The 15,495-nt window shown below is 46.6% G+C and carries 15 protein-coding genes and 1 tRNA gene; 2 read left to right on the plus strand and 14 right to left on the minus strand.

Translation table 11 applies throughout. The features are described from left to right. Nucleotides 1-57: 57 nt before the first annotated feature. The 6 genes from ACT6NU_RS08715 to ACT6NU_RS08740 form a co-directional block, all read right to left on the minus strand. Entirely contained in the window at nucleotides 58-1,032 is a 975-nt protein-coding gene (locus ACT6NU_RS08715) for a metallophosphoesterase family protein (RefSeq protein WP_445381291.1), read from the minus strand. Between the two features lie 16 nt (nucleotides 1,033-1,048). Beyond that, nucleotides 1,049-2,587, minus strand: a complete 1,539-nt coding sequence (locus ACT6NU_RS08720; protein ID WP_445381292.1) for a GNAT family N-acetyltransferase — start codon at nucleotides 2,585-2,587, stop codon at nucleotides 1,049-1,051. Nucleotides 2,588-2,695: 108 nt separating this feature from the next. Then, nucleotides 2,696-3,667: a TolB family protein gene (locus ACT6NU_RS08725; protein WP_445381293.1), complete on the minus strand. Its 972-nt coding sequence runs from the start codon at nucleotides 3,665-3,667 to the stop codon at nucleotides 2,696-2,698. An 11-nt stretch (nucleotides 3,668-3,678) separates the two neighbouring features. After that, nucleotides 3,679-4,545, minus strand: coding sequence for a hypothetical protein (locus ACT6NU_RS08730; protein WP_445381294.1), 867 nt, complete (start codon nucleotides 4,543-4,545; stop codon nucleotides 3,679-3,681). 57 nt (nucleotides 4,546-4,602) lie between these two features. Beyond that, entirely contained in the window at nucleotides 4,603-5,796 is a 1,194-nt protein-coding gene (locus tag ACT6NU_RS08735; protein WP_445381295.1) for an MFS transporter, read from the minus strand. Between the two features lie 46 nt (nucleotides 5,797-5,842). Further along, entirely contained in the window at nucleotides 5,843-6,220 is a 378-nt protein-coding gene (locus ACT6NU_RS08740) for a DoxX family protein (RefSeq protein ID WP_445381296.1), read from the minus strand. Between the two features lie 62 nt (nucleotides 6,221-6,282). Here ACT6NU_RS08740 and ACT6NU_RS08745 point away from each other — a divergent pair, with 62 nt between their 5' ends. Together ACT6NU_RS08745 and ACT6NU_RS08750 are read left to right on the plus strand one after the other, a co-directional pair. Then, the gene (locus ACT6NU_RS08745; RefSeq protein WP_445381297.1) at nucleotides 6,283-6,639 is read left to right on the plus strand and encodes a DoxX family protein; all 357 of its coding nucleotides are present in this window, start codon (nucleotides 6,283-6,285) and stop codon (nucleotides 6,637-6,639) included. A 45-nt stretch (nucleotides 6,640-6,684) separates the two neighbouring features. After that, the gene (locus tag ACT6NU_RS08750; RefSeq protein WP_445381298.1) at nucleotides 6,685-7,323 is read left to right on the plus strand and encodes a flavin reductase family protein; all 639 of its coding nucleotides are present in this window, start codon (nucleotides 6,685-6,687) and stop codon (nucleotides 7,321-7,323) included. On the opposite strand, the gene ACT6NU_RS08755 is transcribed toward ACT6NU_RS08750, so the two are convergent. From ACT6NU_RS08755 to ACT6NU_RS08790, 8 genes are all read right to left on the minus strand, one after another. Beyond that, nucleotides 7,320-7,772, minus strand: a complete 453-nt coding sequence (locus ACT6NU_RS08755; protein ID WP_445381299.1) for a YybH family protein — start codon at nucleotides 7,770-7,772, stop codon at nucleotides 7,320-7,322. The two genes, ACT6NU_RS08750 and ACT6NU_RS08755, sit on opposite strands and share 4 nt — an antisense overlap. A 17-nt stretch (nucleotides 7,773-7,789) precedes the next feature. Further along, complete coding sequence (locus ACT6NU_RS08760; protein ID WP_445381300.1) at nucleotides 7,790-8,320, minus strand: CIA30 family protein; 531 nt, start codon at nucleotides 8,318-8,320, stop codon at nucleotides 7,790-7,792. 141 nt (nucleotides 8,321-8,461) lie between these two features. Then, nucleotides 8,462-9,004 (minus strand): hypothetical protein, encoded by a 543-nt coding sequence (locus ACT6NU_RS08765; RefSeq protein WP_445381301.1) that lies wholly within the window; start codon nucleotides 9,002-9,004, stop codon nucleotides 8,462-8,464. A 51-nt stretch (nucleotides 9,005-9,055) separates the two neighbouring features. Then, on the minus strand, nucleotides 9,056-11,077 hold the full coding sequence (locus ACT6NU_RS08770; RefSeq protein ID WP_445381302.1) for a lectin-like domain-containing protein: 2,022 nt from the start codon (nucleotides 11,075-11,077) through the stop codon (nucleotides 9,056-9,058). A 237-nt stretch (nucleotides 11,078-11,314) separates the two neighbouring features. Next, complete coding sequence (locus tag ACT6NU_RS08775; protein WP_445381303.1) at nucleotides 11,315-13,516, minus strand: hypothetical protein; 2,202 nt, start codon at nucleotides 13,514-13,516, stop codon at nucleotides 11,315-11,317. A gap of 173 nt (nucleotides 13,517-13,689) precedes the next feature. Beyond that, nucleotides 13,690-14,070, minus strand: coding sequence for a hypothetical protein (locus ACT6NU_RS08780; RefSeq protein WP_445381304.1), 381 nt, complete (start codon nucleotides 14,068-14,070; stop codon nucleotides 13,690-13,692). Between the two features lie 203 nt (nucleotides 14,071-14,273). Continuing rightward, nucleotides 14,274-15,050 carry a DUF6090 family protein gene (locus ACT6NU_RS08785; RefSeq protein ID WP_445381305.1) on the minus strand — a complete coding sequence of 259 codons (777 nt, stop codon included), beginning with the start codon at nucleotides 15,048-15,050 and terminating at the stop codon, nucleotides 14,274-14,276. Between the two features lie 364 nt (nucleotides 15,051-15,414). Continuing rightward, nucleotides 15,415-15,487: transfer RNA gene (locus tag ACT6NU_RS08790), tRNA-Met, on the minus strand. Nucleotides 15,488-15,495 lie beyond the last annotated feature (8 nt).

The raw sequence follows: 15,495 nt of genomic DNA on the forward strand, positions 1-15,495 counted from the left end.
TAAATGGCCTCTCCCATGATAAATACCGGGTATTTCTGAGGATTTTGCCCACTGGGTTTACAACCCTTTTTCATTGAGGATCCCATCCATCCTCAGGTGGGTGACAATGGGTACAGTATCCATGCGTACCAGGGAGATATGATCAAAGGCAAGGGAATCGGCCGGGTTCTGACTGCCTCCTGTAGTTCCCAGTATGCTATAGTCCATCCCCTTTCTTTGGCGGTAGGAGAAGGAATGAAAATGTCCGTTGATTACCGTATAGTTCCTACCTGCCAGGGCATCTTCCAAAGGCCCGAGGCCCTTGGTATCTTCCCGCATCCAGAGCGGCTTATGCATGAGGACGAAGGTCCAGCGGACCTGCGGATGTTCTTTTAGTACCCCTTTAAAGTACTCTAACTGCTCGGTACCCATGGCACCTATCCTGCGTTCGGGCATGTGGTAATAAGTGGTTTCTTCGTAGATCCCCGGGAGTTCCCCGGCGACGATCCGGATAGCCGAATCCCTGGCCTGATATATTTCCATCATCCGGGCCTCTGTATAATCTTCTGAATCCAGCATCAGAAAAAGCACATCCTCATATAGGAAATGGTAATAACGCGGGCCAAAGCGGTTTTTCCAGAACTCCCGCATGGCAGGGTTGGTGAGGTCGTGGTTGCCCCCCAGGTGGAAAAACGGCATGTTCAAACGAGCTGTCCGCTGGTCAAAGGAATCCCATTCCTTTGCCAGTTGCAGGCTGTCTTCGGTACCCCCATCAATCAGGTCTCCGACACTTAGCACAAAAGTGGGATCCAGGCGGTTCAGCTGGTTCACAGCCTTACTGTAAACCCCTTCCCTTTCGCCCCCGTTCAGGTCTGAAATGATAGCGAATGTGAAATCTTCTTCGGTTTCTTCAAACTGATCCGAAGTCCAGGGTACAGGGCCTTCCGTTATTGAGTGACGGAAAGGGGCCTGTATTGCTTCTTGTTTCTTGCAGGCGGTCTGCAAAATGGACAGCAGCAATACACAACTTAAAGCATTGGTCTTAAAACTCATAGGGTTGGTGGTATGGTTATTTCCGGGGTTTTTTCCTGCGCAATTCGTACAGGTCTTTACGCCTGTCTTTTAAGTTACGGACACTGCCAAACTGGTTCAGTTCCCGCAGCAGGCTCAGGTCTACATCGGCAATCAGAATCATTTCGGTATTAGGAGTGGTTTCCGCCTTGACCCCATTGGTCGGGAAGGCAAAATCGCAAGGAGTGAGAACCATAGATTGGGCGTACTGTATGTCCATGTTCTGTACTTTGGGCAGGTTACCCACACTTCCCGTAATAGCCACATAGCATTCGTTTTCAATAGCCCGTGCCATGGCGCAGTTTCGGACCCTGGAGTAGCCATTCTGGGTATCCGTCAGAAATGGGATGAATAAAATGTCCATCCCTTCATCGGCCAGAATACGGCTGAGTTCCGGGAATTCGGAATCGTAACAAATGAGAATCCCAATCCTGCCGCAATCGGTTTCATAGGTCTTTAGCTCTGAGCCTCCCTGCATTCCCCATACCGTTTCCTCATCCGGGGTAACATGCAGCTTTTCATAGCGCTCCGTGCTCCCGTCCCTTTTACACAGGTACCCTACATTGTACAGGTTTCCATCGCGCATCTCGGGCATACTACCGCTGATGATGTTTATATTATAGGAAATGGAAAACTCTGAGAACCGTTGCACAATTTTTTCGGTGTAGCCTGCCAGTTCCCGTATGGCATCCGGGGTGGAAAGATGGTTGTTTTCGGCCATCAGCGGCGCATTGAAGAATTCGGGGAATACTGCAAAATCCGAACGATAGGCCGAAACGGAATCCAGGAAGTACTCAGCCTGGTTCATGAGTTCCTCAAAGCTTTTATAAGGGCGCATCTGCCATTGAATCAGGCCGAGGCGCACCACTGTTTTCTGGCTCACCGGTTGTTTTTCGGGTTTTTCGTAATAAATATTATCCCACTCCAGTAAAACAGCGTATTCATTGGAAGCCCGATCTCCTGCCAGGTAGCCTTTCAGGATACGCGCCGGATGGAAATCATTGGAGATCTGAAAATTCAGGACGGGGTCATCAATTTCCTTACGCCGGACCTTTTCGATGTATTCCTTTGGACTAAGCGTATCTGCATAGCGGTGGTAATTGGGGATGCGGCCACCGGCGGCGATGCCTTTGAGGTTTAATTTTTCACAAAGTTCCTTTCGGTAATCGTACAGCCTGCGCCCCAGCCGCAACCCCCTGAACTCCCTGCGAATAATTACCTCTATCCCATAAAGCATATCCCCGTCAGGGTCATGGGTGCTGAAGGTTTCATTTCCGGTGATTTGTTTGTAGGTATGGCGGGGGGAGTATTTATCGTAATCTACAATAATACAAAGGGCAAAACCGGCCAGCTGTCCATTGACTTTTATAACTACCTGCCCCTCCGGAAATTTGGTGATAAGGGTTTCAATTTGTTCCTCTTCCCAATGCGGTTCCGGGATGTTCTCGTAAGATTCCAGCATGGTTTCTTTCAATTCCCGGTAATCTGCCATTTCCAGGAATTTCAGTTCAATATTTTCAATTTGCTTCAGCTCCATATAGAGTATTTAAAGAGGTATATAACTATGGTAAAGATACGATCAATTGGGAGACACAGTTCTCCTAATAATTTCAGATCAGTTTTCCCGGACCCGTTAATTTTCGTTCTAATTGAACAATTCAGAAAGTTTGAGGGCTGATGTTTCTGTATAATAAATAGACCAGGGCCCGTATTGTTCATCACCCAGATTGTCAGCATGGCAAAAGAAGAAATAACGCCCATCCGGCGAAAACCGGGCAGCCCCTTCTTCCCCGGGAGTATTGACCAGGGGGCCCAGGTTAACGGCCTCGCTCCAACCTGATTTGGTTTTCCGGGAGACATAGATATCTTCCCCTCCAAAGCCATTTGCAAGACCGTAAGAATTAAAGAGGAGGTATTGCCCATCAGGAGTCAAAGTAGCATTGTATTTCCAGATCTCAGGTTTCTCAAAAAGGCCGGTAACCTTCTCGGGTTGGGAGTATTCTCCATTTTGAAGGCGGGTTCTATACAGCTCAATGCCCTGGTCTCCGCGGTACATGCTGGTAAAATAAAAGTTTAGCCCGTCCGGACTGAAAAAGAAATTGGCGTTGGACGATGGCCAGTTTTCCCCTTCTTCCTGCACAGCATTAATGATTTCAGGAAGGGGTTCAGGCTCTCCCCAGCCCTCTTCTGTTTTATCCACCACCCAAATATTCATGTCAAAATTTCCCAGATTCTCACGCCCGGGAATAGGCCTCTGAGACCCGAAATACAATCGGGAGCCATCGGGAACCACAAAAGGGGTCTCATCCCGATCCGTTGAGAAAGGGGCGAGCTCCGGCCTAGCCCAGGTCCCGTCCACAAATTCTGAAATCATGATTTTTTGCTTTTCCCCTCTTGCCCTGCGTGTAAAATATACCCGCCTGCCGTTGGGATGAAAACTGATGTCAAACTCGTCAAATTCCGCAGTGCTGATAATTCCGGGTGCAAAAAGCTCCGGTTCTGTAATTGGGTGGTCTGAAAGTAGCGGGACTTCACTGTCTGTAGTATTTTTACACCCAAGTAAAATCAATAAGGGTAATATGGTCAAGGTGCAATTCCGGATAGCTTTAAAAGACATAAACAAATGGATTAAGAAGATACTTTTTGTGCTTTAATCTCGAGGCCCGGTTCGGTTACCGTGAGTGAAACAATTTGGTTTTCAAGCTCGTTGAAACGAATTTGAACTGATTTTACCCCGTTATAGAAGAAGACTCCCGAAGGTTGCCGGTACAGAGCTCCACCAAATTTACCCAGCGGCCCGAAAGACAAAAATTTCCGCATATTCAGGCGCACGCTAAAACCATCGGCAGCACCCTCCCCGTATTTATAATCTCCCAGATAAGCTTCTTTAGCCGCTTCATCTAGGGGAAGGTGCTCCATGGCGGGGTTTGCGTCTCCCCGTTCTTCCAGGTAGGCGATGAGTTGCTCTGAAGCCTGTTTTTGATTATTCCCTTCAGCTGATCTGAGACCGGCCTTGGCGTGGCTAAGCAGGCTGATCCCATGCGGCCCGTAAATAGCCTGTACCCCGGGAAGGCCTTTTATCATTGCCTGTACAGCCTTGAGGTCACCCAGCATGGCATAGGTAAATATATCCGGCCTGGCACCATTTTCAATAAGGTAGAGTGCAATATCCCTCCTCCCTACGTGAGAGGCAGCCCCCAGGGCTGTTTCCCAGTCGCCAAAACCCCAATCCCAGGTGGCGCGCGCCAGTTCCGGCCGAACACTGACCAATTCTTTTACCCGATCCAGGTTAAAGTGGGAGGCCCCTACCACTTCGGCAACAATAGCGTCGTCAATGGCAGGATACCGGTGGAAGACTTCAGGCGGCAGGGTTTCAGGCAGCTTGCTTGCGGTTCCTTTTCCGGCTGATATCAAGGCGGGGATTGATACTGCCAGAAGCCCGAAGGCACTGCTTTTCAGCATTATCCTTCTCGACAATTCTCTGTTGGGAGCCACGGGTTTAAAAAGTTATCAGTAATTACTATCTGTAAGGTACGCAATATTTAGCTTTCGCTAGGGCGCTGCAGGGACCTCTTTTCGGCCCATAAATCCCAGTAATCCCAGTAAGGGTCCCAGGGCAAGGATAATATACCCCCAGGAGGAAGTTTCAGTAGTAATCAGATAATTCAGGCTTTGAATACTCAGGATGGTAATGCTAAAGCCGATACAATTAACAATGGTAAGGGCGGTTCCTTTAACTTCTGCTGTGGCGCTTTGTGCCACAAGGGTGGAGAATAGCGGGGAATCAGCAATTACAACCATGCCCCAGAATAGCAGAAAGCTAAGGAAGGCCCAGGCCGGGGCAAAAAGAAAGAGAACAGGCATTGCCAGGCAGCAGAGCAGGGAACTCGTAAGGGCCCCCCTGGCAACGTTGACAGGGCCTAGCACCTGAGAAAGATAGCCTCCCAAGACACAGGAGATTCCGCCTATTCCGATAACCAGGAAAGACCAGATGGGGATGGATATAGAAAGCTCCGGATGTTGCAGGAAATACGATTGCAGGATAAGCGGGACAAAGGCCCAAAAGGCGTATAACTCCCACATATGGCCAAAATAGCCAAAGGCTGCTGCCCTCAAGCCCCTGATTTTGAATAGTTCAAAAAAGGTAGTGAGACGGACTTGTTGCGCTGCCCTGCGATAGGGTCCGTCTGCAATCATCATTACAATCAACAGACCGCCTGCAAGGGCCAAACCAGAGGTTGCCCATATAACCATCCGCCAGGGGATCTGAGTTCCCATGCCTTTAATGAAATGGGGAAGGGCCGTTCCCAATACCAGTGCCCCCACCAGGTACCCCAGGGATTTTCCCAGGCCTTTTTCAAAATAATCTGCCGCGATTTTCATCCCCACCGGGTAGATACCCGCAAGGAAAAACCCGGTTCCAAAACGAAAAAATAAGAGCGTCCATAAAGAATTCCCCGGCCACAGCATACCGAGGTTGATGCCGGCTCCCAGAAGTGCGGAGACAAAAAATACCCGCGATGGAGAAAAGCGGTCGGCCAGTCCCAGAATGGCAAACAAAAGTGTTCCGGCAATAAATCCGAGCTGGACGGCTGCTGTAAGATGCCCCAGTGCAGCCTCAGGCAATGAAAAGTTGCTGATAAGCTCCTGCATCACCCCGTTCCCTGCAAACCAAAGGGAGGTACAGGAAAATTGGGCAAAGACAATGATGGCCAGGGTTTTTCGTGGCTGAACAGAGGTGCCCATACAGGGATCAGGAGTTGATTATGATTTTATAACTATGATCCGTTCCCTAAAAGTATCCCTGTGTTTGTAAAACCAGGAAGGCCGATAAAAGAAAAAAAACACCGGCGGGCATGGCCTTTATCAGGGGGTCCTTTACCTTCAGGTGCATGCCTATCGCCCCCAGCATCAAAATACCCATGACCCCGGCGGAGGGGAGCAGGGCCTCAGGGTACCAGACAGATGCCAAAATACCGGTTGCCGCAAGCACTTTCAGTGCTCCCACCAAATACATCATCGGCGCTGACAGGCCATATTTTTCAAATTCTTCCCGCATACTTGCTGCCTCTCCCGGGCGGTAGGGGGTTTTGCTGTTAAATCGGATAAACCAAACATTGATTATGCTTAGAAAAATGGCGACCTTTATGGCCAATATAAAATACTCCATGCCTATTGGTTTGTGTTTCTCTAAAAATACCTCCTTTCGGGGTGAATTCATAAAATAAACGCATGAATCTGACCCCGATTACGCTTTTACAGTTATTTGCGGCCCTCTCTTTTTGTTATTTCGGCATTAGCTGCCTGGTGGCCGAATACATGGTGGTGGAATTTGAACGTTACGGGTTAAAAAACTTCAGAAAGATAAATGGTGTACTGCAGTTGTTAGGGTCCCTTTTTCTTTTTTTAGGTTTTTTCCAAGCTATCTTTACGGTAATTGGGGCCTTTGGCCTTGCACTGCTGATGCTGGCCGGATTTATCGTTCGCTTGAAAATAAAAGACGGCTTTATAAAATCTTCACCGGCCTTTATTTTTATGGTAATAAACCTGATTATCGGCATAAACGCCCTGCAGCTGTCTGCGTTTTGAGGGCTCGGGAGATGTCACCCGCAGAATGTATCTTTACCAAAAAAAATGCCAGTAGTTTTCGACTTTCCGCAAATAATGCAGTTCGATTCCCGGTACCGGGGCCGGTTAATCAATAAAATCGCAGGCTATAAAACCGCCAATCTTATCGGGACCTGCAATGCCGAAGGACAGGAGAACCTCGCGCTCTTTAACTCTGTGGTCCATATTGGGGCCAATCCGCCCTATCTGGGTTTTATCCTGAGGCCAACAACCGTAGAGCGGCATACCTATGAGAACCTGAAGGAAAACGGTTTTTATACCATTAACCAGGTAACCTCTGAAATACACCGGCAGGCCCATATGACCTCAGGGAAATTCCCGAGGGGGATTTCCGAGTTTGAGGCCTGCGGGTTAACACCTCAATATGAAGCGGGTTTCCCGGCCCCCTTTGTAGCTGAAAGCCACATCAAAATAGGCCTGAGCTTTGAGGAAGAACACTTTGTTAAAGCCAACGGGACTATCCTGGTAGTTGGTAAAATCGAAAAATTAATTGTGCCGGAGGATGCGATTGCCCCTGACGGGGACCTGGCCCTGGAAAGCCATGACACTGTTGCCATCGGCGGGCTGGATACTTATTATACGGCCCGGAAGATAGGACGGTATGGATATTATAAACCGGGGGGGCCTTTAGAGGAAATCGGTTAGTCCCAAACAAAACGCCAGCTACCGTCTGCCTGCCGCTTCCAGACCGTGTGAAACACCCCTTTTTGCGTTTGGACCTGTCCGAGGGAATCGCGGGTGGAGAAAACAAATTCCCCATAGGTATATCCCAGATCGCCTGAAGTAGCCACAGAGACAAAATCAGGTTTCCAGCTCAGTTGTGCGGTGGAATCGGGCTGCGGGCTGCTTTTGAAATACTGGCTGATGGCATCCTTTCCTTTGACGAGATTATTATTTCGCATCAAGACCGCTTCATCAGCCGCATATTCCAGAAAGGCTGCCGGGATACCTGCCTCCTGCGCCATTTGCGAAAAGGCCTGCTCCGTCTCCAGAATTTCAGCTTCCCAGACACTTATCTGGTTTTTCGCTGTCTGCTGCTCCCTGCAGCCCATTAGTAAAAGGCCTAAGATGCCTAAAAGTTCCGCTGTTTTCATAAGGATTATTTAAATCATTATTCCAATTCAATCCTGTCAATCACAAGCCGGAAAGACTGCGGTTTTTTATTGGCAATCAGGAAAGTGAGTTCTTCTATCTGCTCCTGGTCGAAATTGGGCAGGTCAAGCTCGCGGCCCCGGAAAACCGGATAAAAATCCTTAAATGGCAAAACCACTTCTTCCCATTCGCCATTGGTTTCAAAACTACAGGTATAAGAATAGTACGTCTGGCTGCTGTGTTTAATACGGAATTGGTAGGCATTTCCATCCCCCTTTAAGCGGATCCGTATCTTGGTGGCTTGTTTTATGGTAATGGGTTCCAAACGGTGCCGTACAGAGGAGAAACCACCGTTATTCTCCAGGGAAACGGTGCCGCTAAACGCGCCGTATCCGTCCGAGTTTATCGCAAAATGACCCTCCGAGCGACCTCCCATGACCACATCGTCTACAATGGTCCAGCTGTTTCTGGGTGTTTTTTTGCTAAAATCGAATAAAGTCTGGGTTTGCATACTGATACTGATTAGGATAAGGGCTGTTATTCGAAACATGGGGGATCACCTTTTTGGGGGACGCTATAAGGTAATCAATAGTAGCGAATGTTCTTCAGCTTATGCAATCAGAAAGAAGGAAAAAGATAAGCATACTATATGTAATAGTTATGCTGTAATTATTTGCTGCTTATGTTGCGTTTATTTTTTAGTGAAAAATAGTTCGTCATAATTCTGTACAGAAAGGTATTCATCTTTCAAATCCTTCAGGGCTGCTATAACAGCTAGGCGGCTTGGGTAATCGGGAGCCAGACAATCCTTAAACTGCTGATCTGTAACCGTTATAAGGATGTACCAGTGCGCATTGCGGGATGAGTAGGCATCTTCCAGTAACGGATTTTGGTCCTGGCTTATCAGGATGCCGTCTATCAGCAAAGGGATGAGGTTGCCTGTTTCGGAAATCCGATCCCGCTCGTAAAAAGACATGAAGACCGTTTGCATGCCCACGCTAAGGGGGACATTTAAATCCACGTCCTCATAGTTGAGGTTGAATTTGGTGTTGATATAATTATAAAATTCATCTGCCTGCTTGTTGTCTTTAAAGACGAAGGCGTATTCTTTGGGAAGGTCCTTTTTAAACCTTTTCGCAAGCACAATTTTATAGTCCCGGATATTGGGGGCAAATCTGATGGGAATACAGGAAAAACAGCTTAACAGCAGGAAGAAGGCGATGCATTTTTTCATGTCAGGTGGTTTCCAGGACCACCTCAAATATTGTACCAGCCATTGCAGTCCTTACCTTTTCAAGGCGAAATGGGAAGTAAATGTCTTAAAATAACCTTCCTGGTCCTCGTATTCCAGTAAAAACCAGTAATCACCGGAGGGCATTTCCACATTGTTGAATCTCCCATCCCAGCCTTCACTATTGGTGTTGAATTGCGATAATAGTTTTCCGTACCGGTCGAAGATGGAAACGCTGGCAGCAGGATCATCTTCAAGGCAAAAAATATTCCATGTATCGTTAAAGGGATCTCCGTTGGGCGTGAAGAATTTGGGATAGGTCAGGACCAGGATACTGCTTTCGGGCACATCGCTGCAACCGTTTAGCTGCCGGACAAAAACCGTGTTCAGGCAGCCTTCGACATTTTCGAATACCCTGCTATCCTGCCAGGGCCCCGCATTCAATCTGTATTCATAAGGTTCTTTCCCACCCGTCACATCCACCTCAATTACCTGGCGGTCCGCAAAATTCGCTGAAGTTACGGTAGCGGTTACCTGAAGTGAACTGATGGGGATGACGAGGATTTCCAGGGTAGTTGGAAAAGAACATTGACCCGGGTCCGGGCTAAAAGTATAGGTGGTGGTGGAGGTATTGTTCAGGGCCGGGCTCCAGCTACCCGTAATTCCGTTTTGTGAGGTGGTGGGCAGGGGTGGCAGGGGGTCACCGGAACATACAGGGGGTACCGGTTCAAATTCTGGTATCTGTCCTTCTACAGCTATCTCTATTGAGAATTCAGTTGCGCATCCCTGGCCGGGGTCGGGGGTAAAGGTATAGGTCCGGGTCGCCGTATTATCCAGGGCCGGGCTCCAGCTCCCGCTTATTCCATTGGCGGAAGTTGCAGGCAAAGGGGTGGGGACATTTCCGGCACAAAGGGGTGCAAAAGGATTGAATACAGGGGTGATTAAGGGCAATACAACTATTTCCAGGGTGGCAGAGCTTGCACATTGCCCTGCGTCAGGGGTGAAGGTATAGGTTGTTGTTGCCGTATTGTTTAGTGCAGGGCTCCAGCTCCCAGAAATACCATTGTTGGAGGTGGTTGGCAAAGCAGATAGGCTGTCTCCTTGGCAGACAGGGGATACCGGATCAAAAACCGGGGCCACATTGGGAATGACATCAATAGTAAAGTCTTCGGTGGAGGTCTCCCCACAGGTATCACTAATGGTAACCGTATAGGTTGTGGTGGCAGTTGGGGAAAAGGATGGGTTGGGGATGTTGGGATTGCTTACACCCGTGGTCGGGCTCCATAAATAACTGACACCACTTGGGATGCTGGCGTTTACAGTATTGAGGGACTCTCCTGTGCATAATACCTCATCCTCCAAATTCAGGTTATCGACAAAGGTTATACTATTGAAACAGACCTGATTTAGATTGGACAGGCCACCGGTGGAACCTACAAAACCGAAGAAAACACTGCTATCACCAGAGAAAATGGTATTCTTTATATCCTCCACCAGGGTGAGCCTGAGGATACAATCAAAATAGACATTCAGGGATTGGGAAGTTGCATCCCACTGCAGCTTTACCTCATGTGTTGCCCCGTCTTCAATGTTGGGGCTTACCGAACTGGCCTGTACTGGCCCTGCCAGATTGGTTGCCTGGCCGTGATCCGGGTTCCCGTCCCTGAGGATAGCGATATGATCGGCTGCAATATCGTTGTTGTTGAAGGGTGTAATATTTTGAAAGGTATCGAACTCGATTATCAGGGAGTTCGGGATCCCGGCATAGCCCATACCCCCTCCATTGCCCCCTATTACAGGAGTTGGGGTGCCTTTCATTACGAAGGCCATCCCATCGGCACCGTTGGCATCTTTTGAACCAAAGAAAGCCTGATAATAAATAGTGAAGTCGTCTGCGAAATCGATACCATTATTGTACCAAACAGCCCCCGTCTGATTTAGCAGGTCTGGTGTTATGATATAACAATTGCCTCCCAGATCACTTGCGCTACCCGCGGTTGTGGCGTCCAGTTGCGAAAAAGTTGAAGAGCTAAAGCCTAAAAAAAGGAACAGAAAAAGCTTTAAGGGTTGGCGCATCTTTAACACGGCTATGATTCAGAATGAAAGTGGATGTACTTTCAATTTTTGGGACAGCCCTCGCAAGTTACTTAATCAAGTTTACAAAGGCTTTATTATAAGGTGAATTGACAAAGTTTCGGGCTGTGCGGTTAGCGGTGGTAGGGCTTTTCTATGAAGCCATGCGCTGTGTTTGGAATCTGGCCCCCCCCGATAACTATCGGGGCTATCGGGGCTATCGGGGTGGTTGCTTGGAATTTATTCCAGACCCAGTTCCTTATCCCAGGCAGGGTCCCAGTCGCCTTTTTCTTTAAGATATGTGATGACTTCGGAGCGCATACGGTGGGTTTCTTCCAATACCTTTTCTATAAAATTCATAAAAACAGGTTCCTTCTCAAAGTCTTGAAAATCACCCATTCTATAATTCTCTAGAATAGGATACCTTCCTCTGCGCTTTTTTTCAAACCACGCCTTATCCAAGTGGTAGATAAGTGAATCGACCTCACCTTTCAAATAATAATAGTTTTTCAAGGTATAAAAATATTCACGCCAGTCTTCGTCATTTTCATACAGTTGCTTCAGGATCATATCTATTTTATTGTCCTCTCCTTTTGCCTTTCGAATTTCTAAGAAAAAAATGATTACGCGGTACTCATAATTTGGCAATATGCCATCGGAATCTATAGAATCAAGTGTTTTAAAGAGTTCTGGATAAAGAGAATTTAAAAGTTCTTCTGCCTTCTCGTATTGATGCAATGAAATGTATTGTTTTACAAGAGATTCAGTTAACACATCCTCCGATATTTTACCGTTTGCTGCCCATGCCTTAATCAGATCTATGTTGTCCCTAAAGTCATTATTAAATGAATTTAACATCCATTGCTTTCCTAAGGTTAACCTGTTGCTGGGGTACCTCCCTTGTAGTAATTTGACAAATCTTTCTGCCAATGGTGCTAAATCCAGACTCAAGCAGAGATCTACCATAAGTGCCAATTGGATGGCCTCGTACTGATTGTCCTCTCGAGTTTTGTGAATGGTAATTAATGCCCCGGCCAAATCACCATAAGGTTCATTCGCGAGAAACCCTGCCTTACGTCCTGCAGTAGCGCGAGCAGAAGGATCTTTTTCCAACATACCATTTATGAGTTCCCAGGCCCTGTCGGGCTCATCTTCATTGAAATAGTATACACCAGCCAATCTGGCGACATAAGTGTCGTTATAGGGGTCTAGTTGATATGCTTTTTTCAAGGCTTGGAAACCTCCAGAATTCATGCCCATCCGCTCCAGCTGATTGCCCAAGGCATAGTATGCCGGAGCATAGTTATTATTTATCCGGATAGCCTTTCGGACATAGGCTAGTGCTTTGGAAGAATCCCTGTTAATTTCACCTTCCACTCTGGCTGAAGCCCTAAGTACTTCAGGCAAATCGGGATCTATGCTTTGTGCTTTTTGAAGGTGTTCCTGCATCTTTTCAACCATTATGTCACGGTTCAATTCTCCATAATTATGTAGCAGTTGATAAAGAATGACAAGTTCTGCATGGGCTTTGGCAAAATCGGGTTCAAGAATAATGGCTTCTTCAATCAAGGAAATGGCCTGAGCAAGCGATTCCTGATTCCGTTCTTGCCCTAATTGGATACCTTTCAAGTACAGTTTGTAGGCTTCCGAATTATTCGAAATTGGTTTCTGCAACCGCAGGAATTCATCGGGGAAAACTTCTACACGCAGTTCCCGAACAACATTGTCTGCAATATCATCTTCCAGATCCATGATGGTTTCAAAATCCTGGTCGTATTGTTTTTGCCACTGAACGCGTCCGTCGCTAGTCTTTATCAAACGGGTGGAAAGCCGTATACGATTGCTTTCCAAACGCAAGTCGCCTTCCATCAGGTAATTCACATCCAGCTTTTGGCCTATTTCTCGGGCATCGCCCCCTTCCCCTTTAAATTGGGAGCTCGAGATTTTTCCAGTTACTACCAGGCCACTGACCCTTCCTAATTTATCACCTATGGCACCGCTTAAAGCTTCTGACATAAAGGCGAGGCTATCTGCAGTACTCAAAAAATTAAACGGCAATACGGCAATACTTGCTTCCTGGTTATCGTTGGAACTTTCCGAGAAAAACAACTTATCTGCCAGTAGAAAACAAACAGCAATGGCTAAAACTCCAATAATGAAGTAATTCAGCCTTCGCCCTGCTTTTCGGTTGTCGGAGGTTTCCTGTTGATATGTGCCCGTTCGTTTAAAACCTTTTGGAGTTAGTTCATACAGCCAGGCAAGGACCAGGGCAAATGGTAGGCCAACAATCAGGATTTTTGTTAGCAAGGTGCCCACAGAATCAGGCCACCCCAGATTGGGGCCGATAACATCAACAATTTGAAGTAGTAACCAGCTCGTCACCAAATAGGCAACCGCTGTTTTATAGACGTTACGTTTTTTGAGTTCTTCGAAGAATTTCATCCGACTGAGGCAGGCAGGTGTATTAGGTTTGTTCCATCAAATTACAAAAAAATAGGTAATGCGCTGATATGAGTGCTAATAGGGAGGGTGCTTGGCCCCGATAGCTATCGGGGGTGGGTTTTCCCGGGCTTTGTGATTATCATACACAATTATTGATAAAGCAGCCCGGAGAGTTATTCCCTGTTTCTTTTTTTTAGTTCTTTTTCAATCAGATCGATCAGGGCCTCACTCCGCTCAATAGTATTGTTGTTGCGTTCAATAGACGAGTTTAATAAGCCAATCCTGATATTAAGGTGATTTATGTACTCTTCATTCCTTCGAAGGGCTTGGTAATCAAAGGGTACGGCCCCTATTCTGTATTGGAATTTCCTGAAATGGGTATCATAAATTTTTGCAGCATCATCAAACCATAGATTGTACAAGCCTTCATTCCACCCCAGCAATAGTTCGTAATTATGTTGGTAGTGAAAGATTATTTCCTTTCGTAGGGAATCGTTTTGAAGGATCCGCATGCCAATTTGGTTGAGGTTATTGTAGGCGGTCATGGTAACCAAAAATTTTGGGTTTAACCTGACAAAATGCTTACTAATCGAATCGTGATAGTGCAGTCCTTCCCGGAAAGCCCTCAGGATGGTCTCGGCAGACCGTATTCCTTAAAAAATTGCTCATGGTTTAATAATAGAAAATTGTCCAGGGGGCAGGTAGTCCGAAGACGACTCTTTCTACGGAGAACTTCACAGTTCTTAAGGTTGGGCACTCAATTTTTACTGGCTTTGATTTCATTCTCAATAGTAGACAATATGCGTTCGCAATGCACCTTAATACCTTTGTATGCTATATCACCGCCCAAAAGGCTTACAATAATAAAAGACAGCCGGTTTTCGAACTCCATATCATTAAGAATGTCTCTTACGTCTCCCTCAAAATTTGAACCATAAGATAACGGTTCATAAAGATCACCCGAGCCGTCAATTTTCAAAGCATGAAGAAAGGGGATTTTTAAAAGCAGAAGTTTGATTAGGGCGTTCCTTTGCTCTATGATTTCATCTTCCCTCCTTTTGGCACCCTCCAGAATTACAGACCATTCTGCCAGTTGGATTCTCAAGGTATCATTATTTAAGTCAGACAGGATGCCGGAATTGATGAAATCTTGAATGATACTTGGGCTCGGGATATACCTCGGGGTTCCCGCGAAGCTTTTATTTAGTATCGTGGCTAATTCTTTTTCGGATATTTCCATCCGCTTTTCCCCGGTAAAGTTCAAAAGCTTTGATGATGTCGTTTTTATGATCTCATAGCCCCTTATACTTTGGTTTATCAACTCCAAATTTTGAGCAAATTCGGTTTCCAGTTGCTTTAAATACCGAATCTTGATTTCCTCGTCTTTTCTGGATTCATTCCAAGTATCGATTTGTAAAGCAATTAAAATACCAAGGACCACGAGGATAATTTCCCCAATGGCGTATTTCATATACCTGAAGAATTTACTACTGGCTAAAAGTTCCCGGCGGATTTTACGGAAGAAGAAAAGCATATTTGTAAACTTGATCTGTTAAGGTAATTTATGATCAAATCAATTCGTATGATCTTGGTCAATTGGAATGGGTTTCAACTAAATATGAAAACTAAGCGTTCCGTTTGGAATTTGTGTTTTGGTGCTTGGTACTTGGCCCCCCCCGATAAATATCGGGGCTATCGGGGTGGAATTTCCCGAGGAGTCTGGATTGTTTTCCTCTCCGCCTTCAGCGGATCGGAAAACGGCCTAATGAGGGGCTTTACAAAGGAAGCCATCGCCATGCTTTGCATGGCATTGTCTTTTTCCTTTTTTCGCAAACTCAAGCAAGCTTGGTTTGCTTCCAAAGAAAAAAGCCACCAACTTTCGTTGATGGCTTCCTTTGTAGCGGGGACTGGACTCGAACCAGCGACCTTCGGGTTATGAGCCCGACGAGCTACCTACTGCTCTACCCCGCGATGTGGAC

It is taken from the genome of Robiginitalea rubriflava (assembly GCF_052540725.1).

Coding starts and splice junctions, on each gene's coding strand:
- ACT6NU_RS08715 (WP_445381291.1), bottom strand. CDS start 1,032: ATGAGTTTTAAGACCAATGCTTTAAGTTGTGTATTGCTGCTGTCCATT.
- ACT6NU_RS08720 (WP_445381292.1), bottom strand. CDS start 2,587: ATGGAGCTGAAGCAAATTGAAAATATTGAACTGAAATTCCTGGAAATG.
- ACT6NU_RS08725 (WP_445381293.1), bottom strand. CDS start 3,667: ATGTCTTTTAAAGCTATCCGGAATTGCACCTTGACCATATTACCCTTA.
- ACT6NU_RS08735 (WP_445381295.1), bottom strand. CDS start 5,796: ATGGGCACCTCTGTTCAGCCACGAAAAACCCTGGCCATCATTGTCTTT.
- ACT6NU_RS08740 (WP_445381296.1), bottom strand. CDS start 6,220: ATGGAGTATTTTATATTGGCCATAAAGGTCGCCATTTTTCTAAGCATA.
- ACT6NU_RS08745 (WP_445381297.1), top strand. CDS start 6,283: ATGAATCTGACCCCGATTACGCTTTTACAGTTATTTGCGGCCCTCTCT.
- ACT6NU_RS08750 (WP_445381298.1), top strand. CDS start 6,685: ATGCCAGTAGTTTTCGACTTTCCGCAAATAATGCAGTTCGATTCCCGG.
- ACT6NU_RS08755 (WP_445381299.1), bottom strand. CDS start 7,772: ATGAAAACAGCGGAACTTTTAGGCATCTTAGGCCTTTTACTAATGGGC.
- ACT6NU_RS08760 (WP_445381300.1), bottom strand. CDS start 8,320: ATGTTTCGAATAACAGCCCTTATCCTAATCAGTATCAGTATGCAAACC.
- ACT6NU_RS08765 (WP_445381301.1), bottom strand. CDS start 9,004: ATGAAAAAATGCATCGCCTTCTTCCTGCTGTTAAGCTGTTTTTCCTGT.
- ACT6NU_RS08770 (WP_445381302.1), bottom strand. CDS start 11,077: ATGCGCCAACCCTTAAAGCTTTTTCTGTTCCTTTTTTTAGGCTTTAGC.
- ACT6NU_RS08775 (WP_445381303.1), bottom strand. CDS start 13,516: ATGAAATTCTTCGAAGAACTCAAAAAACGTAACGTCTATAAAACAGCG.
- ACT6NU_RS08785 (WP_445381305.1), bottom strand. CDS start 15,050: ATGCTTTTCTTCTTCCGTAAAATCCGCCGGGAACTTTTAGCCAGTAGT.